Source organism: Candidatus Saccharimonadales bacterium, from assembly GCA_035457485.1.
In the GTDB taxonomy this organism is placed as follows: domain Bacteria; phylum Patescibacteriota; class Saccharimonadia; order Saccharimonadales; family EFPC-124; genus DATIBO01.
The window spans coordinates 648338-662573 of record DATIBO010000006.1; the positions used below are offsets into that span (position 1 = coordinate 648338).

Here is a 14236-nt window from a genome sequence, read left to right on the forward strand (position 1 = left end):
GGTATTACTGCTGATTAACAAGCTCGGCGGACTGCTGTTTTAAAGATTTTTTAACAAAATAAAGTGCGAAACACATTACCCAAATCTGGACAGAAAAAACTGCGACTCTTTGCAGTACCCCCTTAAAACCTGGGTTAAAAATCACCGCAGGCAGGATACTTAAAAAAGTCACAAAGATTATGCCTAAACTAAAAAACTTCCATTTTTGAGATTTTATAAACTTTAAAGATAAAATTATTAAGCCAAATAACGATATAAAAAGTGCGCCAGCAAAAAGTCTATGTAACATACCCGGCCAGAATTCTGTGCTAGTAGGGAAGAGTGCCGTTGCTACACCAGTTACGCCGGCCAAAAGTGTTACCATGCCAAGTCGTCTGTGCTTTGCGATTAAAGCTAGAGCAAAAATAATCACCAAAGCACTACTTACTGTTTCGTTGAGTCGCTCCATCCATCCGTGGCTGCCAACTGTCATAAAGCTAATAAAGTCGCTACTGGCGCTATAACCGGGGATTGCTTGCCCAATTATCAAGCAGGCCGTCATGAAAATGATTGGCCCGACAATTCCGCAACAAAGTAAAATAAAATTAGTATTAGTTTGCATAGCCCTTATGCTATATTAATTATATAAACAAGGATTTTACAATGGAACCCGAAAATAAGCCAGATTCAAACACTCAGCCAACAACACCTCCGCCAGCGACACCGCCAACCGATCCAACTCCAGTTGAACCGCCCGTAACCCCTGTTGGACCAATGCCAATGTCGACAGGCAGTTCTAATACCCCGCTAAATCCAGATACAGCAACCGTTGGAACAGGCAAAAAATCGTCGGTCATGGTTTGGCTGTTGATAATCTTGGTTTTGGCGATTGCAGGCTTTTTGGTGTATTGGTTCCTTCTTCGATAGGTGATAACATAGCCTAAATGAGGCTAAAATTCGTTCACAAAAAATCTGAGACTAAGCGGGTTTATTCTTACTTTTTTGAGCCTGATACCCAGCAAGATTGGATCGCAGGACAATCTATTAAGTTAGAATTTCCACAAATCTTAGACTCCACAGAACGACGTTTTACGATATCCTCGGCGCCTAGCGAAGAGTCTATTCGAATAACTACAGCAAGCAGCGGTAGCGATTTTAAAAATGAGCTTCACAAATTAGATGCCGGCGACCAAGTTATCGCCAATAGCATAAACGGTGATTTTATTTGGCGCGAGACCAGTTTGCATACAGTGTTTTTAGCGGCCGGGATCGGCGTAACCCCATATCGAGCAATCCTAGCTGACCGTGTTTTAAGTGGTAAACAAATCCCATCAACCTTAATATATGCCAACCGCGACCCTGAGGAACTGGTTTTTAAACAAGAATTTGACGAGTGGCAAAGTTTGCACCCAGAATTCAAAGTTATCTACCAAATAGAAAAGCGACTCGATCTAGGATTTATCAGCCAACACTGCGACATGGCAAACAGCTTATTTTACGTTTCTGGCCCCGGAGGGATGGTAGACGACATTGTTGACGGTCTAAAATCGCACGGTATAACAGATGAGAACATCATAAAAGATTGGTTTGTGGGGTTGGACAGTAAATATCCTGTACATTGACCTTGGTCTATTTTTGTGCTAATATAGCAGTATTGTTTTAATGAATCCGGGTTAGTTGACCTTTTTACTCGATTTCATTGCAGCAATCGAAGTAAACAACTAAAACAATAAGGATTCATTTTAATGTCTTATTTTAATTCTGGCCGAAGCCGTTTTAACGGTGGCCGCAGTAAATTTGGTGGTAATAGTGGTGGCCCGCGCCGTGGTGGTTATAGCCAAGGTGGCGGTCGTCGCAATGGCGCCAACAAACAATATATCGACCCAAGCAGGTTTATTAAAGCTGCTAAACAAGTCGAGGAAGAAGTTTATGTTCCAAAGCACAGCTTTGCAGACTTTAATATTAACCCATTGATCAAAAAGAATATTGAGATCAAGGGTTTTACAACTCCTTCGAAAATTCAAGATCAGGCAATTCCGTTCGGCCTTGATGGCAAAGACGTTATTGGTATTGCTAACACTGGTACGGGTAAGACCACCGCTTTTGCGTTGCCTGTTATCAACCAGCTTATGGAGTACCCGCAAGCTAAGGCCTTGATCTTGGCTCCAACTCGTGAGCTTGCTATGCAGATCGAGGAAGAATGCCGTTCATTCGCTAAAGGCAGTGGCCTACGTGGGGCTTTGGTTATTGGTGGTGCTCCTATGTACCGCCAGACTCGCGACTTGCAAAACAACCCTAATATCGTAATTGGTACGCCGGGTCGGCTAAAAGACCACTTTAACCGCGGCAACATTGACCTTTCTAAGTTCACTATTGTGGTGCTAGATGAGGTTGACCGTATGGTTGATATGGGTTTCATCAACGACATACGTATGTTGCTTGGTGAGGTTTCTGAAGTTCGTCAGTCGTTGTTCTTTTCGGCAACTATGGATGCGAAAATCGAAAGCCTAATTAACACCTTTATGACAGAGCCCGTTAAGGTATCGGTTCGTACAAGTGCAACAAGTGATAACGTCGAGCAAAACGTCGTGCATCACACTAAAAACGACAAGTTAGAAAAGCTTCACGACATCTTGAGCAAAGAGCATGTTTCTAAAACTTTGGTGTTTGACGAGACTCAACGCAACGTGGAAAAGCTAAGCCAAGAACTTTACAACCGTGGATTCAGTGTTGAGTCATTGCACGGTGGTAAAAGTCAAGGTCAACGCCTGCGTGCACTAAAACGCTTTAAAAACAACGAAGTTACAGTGCTTGTTGCAACCGACGTCGCTGCTCGTGGTATTGACGTAGCCGACATCACACACGTGATCAACTACACAACTCCAAACAGTTACGACGATTATACACACCGTGTTGGTCGTGCTGGACGCGCCGGTCGTAAGGGTTACGCGCTGACTTTTGTTGAAAAATACTAATTCGCGCGCGCTGAAACCTCCAATTAAAAAGAGCCTCGACTGTTGAGGCTCTTTTTAATGAGTTATCTAGGCTGCCGCTTACGCATGTTCGGGTTAAGCTCTCGCTTGCGTAGGCGTAGGTTTTTAGGGGTAACTTCTAGCAGCTCATCGTTTTCGATGAAATCTAGGCATTGTTCTAGGCTTAGTTTTGTGAACGGCGTTAACTGAACTACGCCGTCGGACGAACTGCTGCGCATGTTGGTAAGGTGTTTGGTTTTACAAACGTTAACTTCTAGGTCGTCGCCACGGTTGTTAAGACCTACTATTTGACCAGCGTATACTTTTTCGCCAGCGCCAACGTAGAGTTCGCCACGGGCCTCGGCCATTTCTAGCGCGTATGGTGTAGTGGTACCGTTTTCGTAAGCGATTAACGCACCGTTGCGCAATTGCTGCAGCGGAGCACCAAGCGGCTGATAGCCTACCATAAGGCTATTCATAACGATCGTACCCTTGGTTTGAGTAATTAAAATGTTACGAAGGCCCAAAAGCGCGCGCGTAGGTAGTTCGTAAACAAGCTTAGTTACACCTTTTGAGCTAGAACTAAACTGTTCTTTTAACGCAGCGCGTCGAGCACCAAGCTCCATCTGCACAGAACCCACATGTTCAGCAGGAACCTCGATAATTAGTTCTTCTACAGGCTCAAGGGTTTGGCCGTTTTCTTCTTTTGTCACAACTTGTGGGCGACCAACTTCAAATTCAAAGCCTTCGCGGCGCATGGTTTCTATAAGGACACTCACATGTAGCTCACCACGCCCTGCCACCTTAAAGCCAATTCCTGCATCTGTTACACGCAAACCTACGTTAGTTTCGAGCTCTTTGTTTAAGCGCTCACCAATCTGACGACTTGTGTTGAATTGACCTTCTAGGCCCTTAAACGGACTGGTGTTTGGTCCAAGAAATACCTCTAGAGTAGGAGCTTCAACCTCTATAATCGGCAGAGCCTCAGGCGCTACAGCATCGGCAACGGTCTCGCCAATCTGCACATTTGGCATACCGGTAAGCTGCACAATGTCTCCAGCAACGCCTTCCGGTACTTCAAAGCGACTAACACCATGGCTCATGAATACGAGTTCTACTTTGCCCTTAACTTGGCTGCCGTCTTTTTTACAAACCACAACCTGATCGCCAGATTTTACATGACCACGAGTGATACGGCCAATAGCGTATTTACCCTTGTAGGTGTCCCACGCCAGTGCCGTAACAAGCATCTGAAATGGCTTGTTGGCATCGATGACTGGGGCTGGGATTTTCTCTATGACAGCATCGAAAATCGGTTCTAGATCAGCATCTTCGTCTGGATTGGCAGGCATGGCACTCCAAGATTTGCCGGCGCGACCGATAGCATAGTAGATAGGGTAGTGAAGCTGGTCTTCGTGTACCGCGAGTTCCAAAAACAGATCAGCAAGTTCGTCTTCAACTTCGGCAACACGGCTGCCTGGCTTGTCGATTTTGTTGATGATAACAATTGGTTTTAGGCCGCTCGCTAGTGCCTTGCCAAGTACAAACTTAGTTTGTGGCATTGGACCTTCTTGGGCGTCAACAATAAGCAAACAGCCGTCGGCCATATTAAGCGTACGTTCAACCTCACCGCTAAAGTCAGCGTGCCCGGGAGTATCAATGATGTTAATGCGATAATCACCATGCTGCACGGCTGTAACTTTTGCCGTAATTGTAATGCCGCGCTCGCGTTCTTGATCGCCGCTATCCATGATAAGCTCTTGGCTCATCTCGGCTTGGTTGTCGCGGAAAGTTTTAGATTGTTTAAGTAACCCATCTACCAAGGTTGTTTTACCGTGGTCAACGTGGGCAATAATAGCAATATTTCGAATTTTCGATTGATCTTGAGCCATAAAAAACGCGCCTACCTTAGCGCCGAAAGTAATTTATAAAAATTATAACATACATCTGTTATTTTTACTAGCCCAAATTGCTTATGCACAGTGATATTGTTGTTGACATGCCATATCAGTGTGAGTATATTGGATGGTATGAGTAGTAGTACGAAGATTTCACGAGGAGCGGCGATTGAGATTTTAAAAGGTAAAGTTTTTGGCGAAAAGCCAACTACGGACACCGTCTATTTTGCTGACCTTATCACGCGGAATCATCGCGAAAATTTGTCTAAAGATACAAACCGCAGCTGGACAAACAGTATTACACAAAAGCTGGTATACCATGAGTTCGTTACCAAAGTTTACGAAGATGCAGAAAACCCCAGAAGCAAGATTGTAGGCATAAAGTTGACGCAAAGAGGCAAAGCAGCCATAAGCGAATCGACAACACAGCAAATCCCTAATCCCTCGTCGTCAGGGCGCATAGTCAAAGATAAAGGCATTCTAAACATTGACGAAGCTGTTATAGCGATAGAGGAATGGCGCATTAAAAACCCTTGGGCAACGCGAATTGGACATGCGTCTGGCTGGGAAATTATTTTCAACCAGAAAGGGGCAAGCGACCAGTGATACTGATATCGTGCTGAGATCAGAGCATATAAGATATGCTGTGATCTCGGCGTGACGTCGAGTATATGGAGGGGTACTCAAGTGGTTTACGAGGACAGACCGAGGATCTGTTAGAGAACAGCTTGCACAGCATACTCTCGAGGGTTCGAATCCCTCTCCCTCCGCCACTTTTCCTAACAAAAAAACGCCCTTACGGACGCTTTTTTGGCTTGCACAGCATACGAGCTTTTGGCTCGTTTAGCCGAATTGACGGCTATTACTACATTTTACCGCAGTGAATGCAATAATAACAGCTACTTCACAATTAATCAAAAATACTCGCTCGTGCCATAGACAATCTAAGCAACCTAGAGTAAACTCCGAGCAACCCTATTATGAAAACCAAAGTCATAAAATTTATTTTTGGTACGCTGCTGATTTTAATTGGCGCGACTTTAGTTTACGCGAGCCTTTGGGGTCGCATATTGCAAGGCGATTGGTCTTTAATCACATTGACTACATCTGGAATAATTATTGTAATTGCCGGTTTAATTTTAGCCAGCGGCAAAACTTTTAAAGAACTGATGGATTCGATAACTAACACCTTGTAGTCACTTAACGCACCCGAGGACTTGCATTCGCATACGCTGTTCAAAGCCAAGGCAGCGGTATACAATTTACTGTAGACGGTAAAATAATTTTTGATTGGACATAAATGGATAAAATAACATTAAAACAAATCCTAACTGGGATAGTCGTACTTTTGCTAGTAGGTAACCTTGGCTTTGGCTTGTTTTCGCTTATTCCACAAAAACAAGTCGCCTCAGACGACTATTCAATTAGCGTTGGTCCACAGTTTTTTGTAGCGATGAATCCAAAGAGTTTTACTATCAACGTAGAGCAAGCCGGTAAACCAGTTGTAAATAAGCAACTACGTATCAGTTTCGAGGGTTTAAATCGTAAAACCAAACAAACAGGCCAACTTGCAAGCTTTTTGGCTACAACTGATCAAAACGGCAAGATAGTTACCGAAAGAATCACCGCAATTGCAGAATCGCGCAATTACGACGGACTTGTGTTCCACGAGATGAAGATTTTTACTAGCGGATCAAGCTCGAGCCAACCAATTTTAGTTCAAGAATACAACGCAATTGGCACATTTCGTGCGCAGCTATTTTACGGACCACAATTTTCGTGGACCGTAGGGTCTTTGGTGATTACTGCATTGGTTTGCTTGGTTGTTGTTCCGTGGCTTGGCTACATTAACGCCAAAGAAAAACTCGCTAAAAACAGTGGGCGTGTGGCTAGCAAAAAGTAGCACCGTGATACTTCCACGAACTGCGTTTAGTCAGCGCTAAAAAAATTTCGCACTGCTTCGGCAATAAGAGCAGGCTCGCCTTTATTTATTCCGAAGTGATCCAGCCCTTTGAACTCTTTTAGATCCGAGTCGCTCATTACATTGCGTAACTTTTCAAGCGCTTGCTTTGTACTTTTAGGACTTTTGCCGCCAAAAAGTATCAACGCTTTCGCTTTGATCTGTTTATAATTAGAATGCGTACTGTCTAGTTTGGCAACTTCTTTGTGTTCCAATAGGTTAGCGGGTAACTGAGTAATGATCTCGCTTAGATCATCTTTCTGCATAATACGCGGTAATAACATCTTGAGCACCCAACTTGGGTTTAAGCGTGCCATCGGATCCATTGCCCTAATAAAAACAATAAACGCTTCGAGAGGCTTGTCTTGCTTAAGTTTTTGCTCGTATGCACCCATCCAGTCCATCGATATTGATCCATCTACTGATACACCTGGTTCATACAATACGACTTTTTTAATATCACTGTTACTGCGCAAAAAATTCTAAACAAACTAGACCACCAAAACTATGACCGACTAAGTACTGCTCATTAACAGCTTCCCTCACTGACGTAATAAAAACGTCAAGTCTATACGCTGCAAAAAGCTAGCGCTATAATTAGAGCAGTCATGTGTGTGCTGGTGGGGGATCATCTTCTTACATGCAGACTTTTACAAATTATGCCGCTACTAGGCGGTACTTTGCACCAAGGGTATACCGAACCTTTGGTTACAAGTTTGACTCTGATTGGGATTGCGATCGAACGGTTTAAGCAATCTTTTACGGAGCGAGCATTAAAAAATAAAATCCGTTCGCTGAGGCTTCGGCCAAGGCTTGTTTTTACAAAACTATAAAGACAAGAGGTTGCATTATGCAAAAGCGAACATTAAACGAAAAAGTTAATATAACCGGATGGTATTTCCGAAATCGCAAGGGCTTAAGCACTTACCCAAAGCGCATGGAGTACCAAGGTAGTACCTACACTTTCAATGAATCGGGTTTACAATACCTGATAAAAAAAGGGGAGAGGAGCTTGAGGATTTTCGATGTCACAGATGGTGCGTCGAAATTTCGGCTAATAAGTGACGAGGCTCAAATAGATTGGACCTTAGTTGCGATAAGCGAAAGTGTTTAAACAAAAGACCACTGAGTAATCGGTGGTCTTTTTAATTAAAGGCTCTCTGGCAAACAGAGCGCTTCTTGTTTATCTTGCTATTTTTTTGTAGCTGGCTTTTCCAAATGCGATGATCGGGTAGCCGATGAAGCCGAATATTCCGATAAGGAAGAATCCAAAGGCGCCATCTTTGCCGAAGGCCTTTGCTACATCAATGGAGACGATGAAGTGGATAACGATGTTAACCAGTGGGATGAAATAAAGGATTAACCACCATCCTGGTCGATTGGCTACCTCAAGTAAAACCCAGATGTTATAAAAAGGAACGATCGAAGCCCAGCCAGGTTTGCCAGCTTTCACGAACACCTTCCATACTGAGACAATCATAAAGATAATGAACGCGAGGTAAAAAATCGTTCCCACTGGGCTGTAGCTTGGAGCTGCATAATACGAGCTATCAAGGTAGCCGTCGTTGTATAAAGTAGTGTCGTAAGTTGATGCTAAAAAGCTTTTCATAATTTTCCTTTTATTATGCTTATGTATTAATACTAAAAGATAAACTCTGCTTTGTAAATAAATTACAACGTTAACTCCTGCTATTTTATTTGACAAACAACCCCAACTTAGTCAATCATGTGCTTGTGAAAGAAAAACAGCGTAGAACTTTTACCATAATTATTGCAGTTTTAGCTATTTGCCTGGGCCTGTTTTTCAGCAATCAGCCTCCGCAAAGTAAGGTTGAGAGCGAACAAATATCAATAAATAGCGAGAATGCGCTGGTAGCTCTAGAAAAACTGCAAGTCAAAGGGCGCGCACCAAAAACTGATTACTCACGTGATCAGTTTGGTGATGGCTGGGACAGCTTAGATGGATGCGATGTCAGAAATCTAGTTTTAAAGCGTGATCTAACAGAATCTAAATTTGATCAAGATGGATGTACTGTTTTGTCAGGGAAGTTACATGATCCGTACTCTGAAAAGCAGATAGACTTTACGAAAGGCGAGGCGACAAGTCAGCTCGTTCAGATAGACCACGTAGTAGCCTTATCTGATGCGTGGCAAAAAGGCGCCCAGGACTTAAGTGCTCAAAAACGCCAGGAACTTGCTAACGATTCGCTAAATTTACTAGCGGTAGATGGTAAATTGAACCAGCAGAAAAGTGATAGCGACGCAGCTAGCTGGCTACCACCCAATAAAAATTATAGGTGCGCTTACGTTGCCAGGCAGATCGCAGTTAAGACTAAGTACTTACTCTGGGTTACGTCGGCCGAATACACAGCTTTGAAAAATGTTTTACAAGGATGTCCAGATCAGGTTTTGCCAGTCGAGTCAGGATGAAAACAACCACTCATGCTTCATGGCAAATTGCGGCCATGAGCTGGGGAGTAATTTGCGGCGCTGCGCTTTCGTGTTTTGTAAACGTCGAAATTAATCTGTTGATCGTGGTTATTGGCATATTGGGTTGTATAGTATGTGTTGCGTTTAGGTTCGTCCTACTGTTGCCATTGGCTTTTGCTGGCGGCTTGCTTTTAGGAATGGCAGTGAACAACTTTCAATCTAATCAGATTGAAAAATATCAACCTATATACGGAAAACAGGTCTTAGTAACTGGCATTGTATCCGAAGATGTTTCCAAGAACGAAAAAGATGAGCAACAGATTAAACTTACCCAAGTATCGGCAGCGGGTCAAAATTTAAGCGGTGTAATTTGGCTAAGTACGCGCGATGGCAACTTAATAAAACGTGGTGATTTTATAGCAGCACAAGGCAAACTTGACCACGGATTTGGCAATATTCCGGCCTCAATCTTCAAAGCCAAAATTATAAAGGTAGAGCAACCTGTGCCGGGTGACTTAGCGCGCATCGCCCGAGATTGGTTCGCGGATGCAGTTCGCATAGCGATACCATCGCCACAGGTAGACCTTGGGTTGGGTTATCTGCTTGGGCAGCAGAATGAGCTTCCACACGACTTGAATGAAAAACTTAAGCTCCTCGGGTTAACACATGTCGTCGTAGCAAGTGGCTACAATCTTACAATTTTGGTAAGGTTTGCTCGCAAAAGTTTTTTAAATATCTCTAAACGATTGTCGGTGCTAGTAACCTCCGCTATGATAATCGGATTTGTTTTAATGACCGGCTTTAGCCCAAGTATGAGTAGAGCTGCAATTGTGACAGGCCTGTGTTTAGCGGCCTGGTATTATGGACGCAATATTCATCCGCTAGTTTTGCTACCATTTGTAGCCGCAACAACCCTATTATTAAATCCCGGTTCAATTAACGGCGACTTAGGCTGGTACTTATCGTTTGGGTCATTTGCAGGGGTTATTATTTTAGCACCACTCGTCAATTCGTTCTTTTGGCGCAACAAAGATCCTGGCATTTTACGCGAAATTTTCGTTGGTACTCTGTGCGCCCAGATTGTAACGTTGCCAATTATCCTGCTTTATTTTGGCCAATATTCACCACTGGCACTTTTTGCGAATGTGATGATTCTACCTCTCATACCCCCCGCGATGCTGTTTATATTTTTGGCTGGGATCTCAGGAATATTGGTACCAAATTTTGCGGAGATTTTAGGCTTACCGGCATTCTGGATATTAAAATATATGACCAGTATCGTCGACTGGATAGCAAGCATACCATTCGCAAAAGGTGAGGTACACTTTAATGTCCTCTCGCTGATTTTTAGCTATACAGTTATCGTAATCTTAACTTTATTCTTATGGCGCGCTACAAAATTCAACTTTTACAAAAGTAGTGTCTTGGAATAGTTTTCCACAATTTAAAAATTGGCATTGACAGCCGAGGCAACCTTTAACAAAATACGGCTATCACAAAACTAACCAAAAAGTTTAACGACATGACCAGAGCTGCCGTAGTATTTTTATTTGTATTTTTAAGTTTGGCTTTAACTGAACCAGCGACCGCACAATCAGAGCCCAGTCTTTTAATTAGCGAGTTTCAAACTGGTAGCGATAAAGTTGGTGAACGACCCGCGAGCTGCCTAGAAAGCGAATACGACGCCGGCAAATTAGAGTTCGTGGAGCTTTATAATCCAAGCGATTACGCGCTTGATCTAACAGGAATAAAATTGGAATTCGTGACCGAGTCTGGTCTCACAGTGCGCCACGTGGCTACCTTACAAGGCCAGGTCCAGGCGAAAAGTTTATTTTTAATAACCTACAAATGCTACCTGCAAGATTTGGCGGATATGTTTTTTAACGGGTCAACTCAAAAGGATATTTTTCCTAAAACCAGTGGTGGATATCTAAGGTTGGTTGATCAAAGTGGGTCACTAATAGATCAAGTTAGTTGGGCTAAAGCAACCGCAATTAGCGGATGGTGGCACGAGCCAAAAGCGATTAGCCACGACTACTCTATAAACAGGGTTTTTAGCAACAACTCTTTTAGCACCCAAATCACACCCACCACACCAAAAGCTGCGTTCGCTCAAAATAATCCTCAGACCGAGCCAGAAGAAGAACCTGAGCCAGAACCATCCCCAGAAACTACAGAGCCGGAGACAGAAGCTAATAATCTTTGCGATGGTATAGTTTTGAGCGAGATCCTGCCCAACCCCACGGGTGAAGATTCGGGCGCAGAGTTCATTGAAATACACAACCCAACAGACAAGCCAATCCATTTACTAGGCTGTGCTCTAAAACTCGAAAACAGCACAAAGCAGTTTAATTTGCCCGATCTTCAAATTGCTCCAGATCAGTATATAGCTTTTTATAACTCGGAGACAAAACTTTCGTTAACAAACTCAAATAGTGTAACTGTTTGGTTGGTTACACAAACCAGCGAACAATCAGTAAAGTATGCGGATAACTTGGGTTCGGACATCTCGTGGTCGTTTATTGACGGTGCTTGGAAACAAACGCAAACGCCGACGCCAAATCACCCGAACAAGCTACTAGTCCTAGCGGAAGCCACAGAGCAACATTTAGCCCAATGCGAACCCGGTAAAATACGTAACCCCGAGACCAATCGCTGCAAAAGCACTCAATCACAACCTGTAATTACGCCATGCGCTCCTGGACAAGAACGCAACTCGAACACTAACAGATGCAGAACAATTGCGGCCGCCAGCACGCAGCCAAAACCTTGCCCAGAAGGCCAGGAAAGAAACACGGATACAAACCGCTGTCGTAAGATTTTAGGAGCCAGCACAAACTTACCCAGCGTTAAAGACATTCCTTCGGTGCCATCACAAAATTCAACAGTGTTTTGGGTAATTGGTGCACTATTTGCCGCGGGCGTAGTTTACTGCATTTATGAGTGGAGGCAAACGGTTGCAAGAGCATTAAATAATCTTAAAACAAGGCTAAGTAAATAATGTTGGTGGTAACCGGCAAGCCTCAGGTACCCACTTAAGTAGCTCTAAAGGCCATAACTTTATAAACCTCAGATGGAGGATCGCAACCCAAAATACCTAAAACATTCACCCACGAAATTGCCAAGGTGTTAGCTGCACTCACTCTGGCTCCAATCATTCCACAACCGTTAGTTAACGAGGGTTTGTTTACAATAACCGTGTCGTCTGTGGTCAATCCATTTACGGTAAATGTTTGCTCGCTAGTGGATGCTGCTGGAACGTTTGCAGGATTAATAGTCGGCGCATAGTACCTAATCTGTGTAATCGCAGTTCCCGAAGCACCCACAGTCAACCCAGAAGAGACTTCTGCGTTTGTCGTCTGTGTTCTATTGGCAGAAGTGTCTACATTAAACACGTTAGTGCTGGATGAGTTTTGAACAGTGAAAGCGTTGGTTCCGTTGGTATCGTTCCTGAAAATCGTATTATCACCAGTAAATACTTGAGAATCTCGACTAAGAAGCGCAACGTTACTACTCAGGCGTGCATCCGCTAAAGTTCCGCTAGAAATATTGCTCGCATTTAAGCTAGTTAATGCGGATCCATTGAGGGCGGGGAGCAAACCAGATCCATCGAGCTGAACAAGTTGTCCGGCGGCGTTAAAGCTATTTCCCTGCAATGTCACATTAGTGCTCAACCTTGCGTCGCCAACAGTACCCGTTGCCAAACTAGAAGCATTAAGATTAGTAAGGTTCTCACCGGAGATTACAGGCAAAACCCCGCCCGCGGTGGTTTGAACCAATTGGCTCGTGCCGTTAAAAGTATTGCCCTGCGTAGTAACATTTGAGCTCAGCCTAGAATCATTCAAGGTACCACTGCTAATATTACTAGCATTCAATCCCGTTAGACTACTGCCAACCCCAACAAAATTACCGGCGATTACTGTTCCGCTAACATTTATGTGACCAGTTTGAGGGGTGCCGGGCGTAACGGCTTGCAGATCAACACAGTCAGTACACCCAACAGGTAGGTTAGTAAGATTGGCGCCCGAAACCGCAGGTAATGCACCTGAGCCATCTAGCTGCACAAGCTGATTGACACCATTAAATGTGTTGCCTTGAACGGTCACGGTTGAGTTTAATCTTAAATTAGACAAAGTTCCTGTGGTGATCTGAGATGCATTAATACTGGTCAAGTTTGCGCCCGAAAGAACTGGCAATTCGCCGCTACCATTTGTTTGCACCAGCTGACTATTGCCGTTGAAGTTGTTGCCCTGTAATGTAACACTCGAACTAAGCAATCCATTGGCGACAGTACCTACTAAATTACCCGCGCTCAAAGAAGTTAAGCTTGAACCGTTTCCTTGAAAGCTGCTAGCAACTACTCCATTTACATAAACATAGCCAGATTCCTGAGTGGTGGGCGAAACTTGGAGCGAGACACATGAGCCATTGGGACAAGAGGCTACGCCGTTTGTTCCATCTTGGCCAGCGGGTCCTTGCGCGCCAGCTACACCCTGAACACCTTGGATTCCTTGAGGTCCTTGAATTCCGGCAATTCCATCGGTTCCATCGGTTCCATCCAACCCGTCATCTCCATCCTCGCCATCTACTCCATTGATGCCATCCAGCCCTGGTACTCCCTGTGAACCCGCCGGGCCGATCGCTAAAGTTGCATCTTGATTACTGTTGCCCAGTTCCTGAACTTGCAAAGTCGGATCATCCAACGTGGTCGTATCTAGCTGGGCAACCTGTTCGATACTTGCAGGATTGTTCGAGACTTGCTCTGCCAGATTTTTATAAACGCTAAAAAGCACATCCATACTGGTAGATTTGCGGTAAACATCAAACGTCAGTAGCAAAATTGCCACCACTACTGCCGCACTGAGCAAGCCAAAAAGAACGTTTTTACGCCTTTTTGCCGCTGATTTGCTACTGATATTGGATTCGCTCGTTGAGCGCATGGTATTTGTTTTAGTTACTTAACTTACATATATAAGTTTAGTTAAGTTTTCTCAAAA

Annotated in this window: 15 protein-coding genes and 1 tRNA gene; 11 read left to right on the plus strand and 5 right to left on the minus strand. The window is 43.9% G+C overall.

Going from position 1 to position 14236, the window contains the following annotated elements:
* Positions 1 to 4: 4 nt before the first annotated feature.
* Positions 5 to 601: a DUF998 domain-containing protein gene (locus VLA77_03755; GenBank protein ID HSE29670.1), complete on the minus strand. Its 597-nt coding sequence runs from the start codon at positions 599 to 601 to the stop codon at positions 5 to 7.
* A 41-nt stretch (positions 602 to 642) separates the two neighbouring features.
* Between VLA77_03755 and VLA77_03760 the strand changes: the two genes are divergently transcribed.
* The 3 genes from VLA77_03760 (at position 643) to VLA77_03770 (ending at position 2954) form a co-directional block, all read left to right on the plus strand.
* Entirely contained in the window at positions 643 to 906 is a 264-nt protein-coding gene (locus tag VLA77_03760; protein HSE29671.1) for a hypothetical protein, read from the plus strand.
* Positions 907 to 923: 17 nt separating this feature from the next.
* Positions 924 to 1601, plus strand: coding sequence for an FAD-dependent oxidoreductase (locus VLA77_03765; protein HSE29672.1), 678 nt, complete (start codon positions 924 to 926; stop codon positions 1599 to 1601).
* A gap of 123 nt (positions 1602 to 1724) precedes the next feature.
* Positions 1725 to 2954, plus strand: a complete 1230-nt coding sequence (locus tag VLA77_03770) for a DEAD/DEAH box helicase (GenBank protein HSE29673.1) — start codon at positions 1725 to 1727, stop codon at positions 2952 to 2954.
* A gap of 62 nt (positions 2955 to 3016) precedes the next feature.
* On the opposite strand, the gene typA is transcribed toward VLA77_03770, so the two are convergent.
* Positions 3017 to 4843 (minus strand): translational GTPase TypA, encoded by a 1827-nt coding sequence (gene typA / locus VLA77_03775; protein HSE29674.1) that lies wholly within the window; start codon positions 4841 to 4843, stop codon positions 3017 to 3019.
* A gap of 138 nt (positions 4844 to 4981) precedes the next feature.
* Here typA and VLA77_03780 point away from each other — a divergent pair, with 138 nt between their 5' ends.
* The 4 genes from VLA77_03780 to VLA77_03795 all read left to right on the plus strand — a co-directional run bounded on the left by VLA77_03780 (position 4982) and on the right by VLA77_03795 (position 6752).
* A complete protein-coding gene (locus VLA77_03780) occupies positions 4982 to 5455 on the plus strand; it encodes a hypothetical protein (GenBank protein HSE29675.1) in 474 nt (157 codons plus the stop codon).
* Between the two features lie 67 nt (positions 5456 to 5522).
* Positions 5523 to 5622: transfer RNA gene (locus VLA77_03785), tRNA-Leu, on the plus strand.
* A 207-nt stretch (positions 5623 to 5829) separates the two neighbouring features.
* Entirely contained in the window at positions 5830 to 6045 is a 216-nt protein-coding gene (locus tag VLA77_03790) for a hypothetical protein (GenBank protein ID HSE29676.1), read from the plus strand.
* Positions 6046 to 6149: 104 nt separating this feature from the next.
* Positions 6150 to 6752 (plus strand): hypothetical protein, encoded by a 603-nt coding sequence (locus tag VLA77_03795; GenBank protein HSE29677.1) that lies wholly within the window; start codon positions 6150 to 6152, stop codon positions 6750 to 6752.
* Between the two features lie 26 nt (positions 6753 to 6778).
* Here VLA77_03795 and VLA77_03800 read toward each other — a convergent pair whose 3' ends face one another.
* The gene (locus tag VLA77_03800) at positions 6779 to 7285 is read right to left on the minus strand and encodes a hypothetical protein (protein HSE29678.1); all 507 of its coding nucleotides are present in this window, start codon (positions 7283 to 7285) and stop codon (positions 6779 to 6781) included.
* A gap of 374 nt (positions 7286 to 7659) precedes the next feature.
* Here VLA77_03800 and VLA77_03805 point away from each other — a divergent pair, with 374 nt between their 5' ends.
* Positions 7660 to 7923 (plus strand): hypothetical protein, encoded by a 264-nt coding sequence (locus VLA77_03805; GenBank protein ID HSE29679.1) that lies wholly within the window; start codon positions 7660 to 7662, stop codon positions 7921 to 7923.
* 69 nt (positions 7924 to 7992) lie between these two features.
* Here the strand turns inward: VLA77_03805 and VLA77_03810 are convergent, their stop codons facing one another.
* Positions 7993 to 8418 (minus strand): DUF5684 domain-containing protein, encoded by a 426-nt coding sequence (locus VLA77_03810; GenBank protein ID HSE29680.1) that lies wholly within the window; start codon positions 8416 to 8418, stop codon positions 7993 to 7995.
* 125 nt (positions 8419 to 8543) lie between these two features.
* Between VLA77_03810 and VLA77_03815 the strand changes: the two genes are divergently transcribed.
* The 3 genes from VLA77_03815 to VLA77_03825 all read left to right on the plus strand — a co-directional run bounded on the left by VLA77_03815 (position 8544) and on the right by VLA77_03825 (position 12240).
* Entirely contained in the window at positions 8544 to 9239 is a 696-nt protein-coding gene (locus VLA77_03815) for an HNH endonuclease family protein (protein HSE29681.1), read from the plus strand.
* Complete coding sequence (locus VLA77_03820) at positions 9236 to 10672, plus strand: ComEC/Rec2 family competence protein (protein ID HSE29682.1); 1437 nt, start codon at positions 9236 to 9238, stop codon at positions 10670 to 10672. Before VLA77_03815 ends, VLA77_03820 begins: the two co-directional genes overlap by 4 nt.
* Before the next feature lie 89 nt (positions 10673 to 10761).
* Positions 10762 to 12240, plus strand: coding sequence for a lamin tail domain-containing protein (locus VLA77_03825; protein HSE29683.1), 1479 nt, complete (start codon positions 10762 to 10764; stop codon positions 12238 to 12240).
* Between the two features lie 34 nt (positions 12241 to 12274).
* Here VLA77_03825 and VLA77_03830 read toward each other — a convergent pair whose 3' ends face one another.
* On the minus strand, positions 12275 to 14179 hold the full coding sequence (locus VLA77_03830) for a collagen-like protein (GenBank protein HSE29684.1): 1905 nt from the start codon (positions 14177 to 14179) through the stop codon (positions 12275 to 12277).
* Positions 14180 to 14236 lie beyond the last annotated feature (57 nt).

Bases quoted from the DNA above. Each gene is read 5' to 3' on its own strand.
- VLA77_03755 (HSE29670.1), bottom strand. From the start codon at position 601: ATGCAAACTAATACTAATTTTATTTTACTTTGTTGCGGAATTGTCGGG.
- VLA77_03760 (HSE29671.1), top strand. From the start codon at position 643: ATGGAACCCGAAAATAAGCCAGATTCAAACACTCAGCCAACAACACCT.
- VLA77_03765 (HSE29672.1), top strand. From the start codon at position 924: ATGAGGCTAAAATTCGTTCACAAAAAATCTGAGACTAAGCGGGTTTAT.
- VLA77_03770 (HSE29673.1), top strand. From the start codon at position 1,725: ATGTCTTATTTTAATTCTGGCCGAAGCCGTTTTAACGGTGGCCGCAGT.
- typA (HSE29674.1), bottom strand. From the start codon at position 4,843: ATGGCTCAAGATCAATCGAAAATTCGAAATATTGCTATTATTGCCCAC.
- VLA77_03780 (HSE29675.1), top strand. From the start codon at position 4,982: ATGAGTAGTAGTACGAAGATTTCACGAGGAGCGGCGATTGAGATTTTA.
- VLA77_03790 (HSE29676.1), top strand. From the start codon at position 5,830: ATGAAAACCAAAGTCATAAAATTTATTTTTGGTACGCTGCTGATTTTA.
- VLA77_03795 (HSE29677.1), top strand. From the start codon at position 6,150: ATGGATAAAATAACATTAAAACAAATCCTAACTGGGATAGTCGTACTT.
- VLA77_03805 (HSE29679.1), top strand. From the start codon at position 7,660: ATGCAAAAGCGAACATTAAACGAAAAAGTTAATATAACCGGATGGTAT.
- VLA77_03810 (HSE29680.1), bottom strand. From the start codon at position 8,418: ATGAAAAGCTTTTTAGCATCAACTTACGACACTACTTTATACAACGAC.
- VLA77_03820 (HSE29682.1), top strand. From the start codon at position 9,236: ATGAAAACAACCACTCATGCTTCATGGCAAATTGCGGCCATGAGCTGG.
- VLA77_03825 (HSE29683.1), top strand. From the start codon at position 10,762: ATGACCAGAGCTGCCGTAGTATTTTTATTTGTATTTTTAAGTTTGGCT.
- VLA77_03830 (HSE29684.1), bottom strand. From the start codon at position 14,179: ATGCGCTCAACGAGCGAATCCAATATCAGTAGCAAATCAGCGGCAAAA.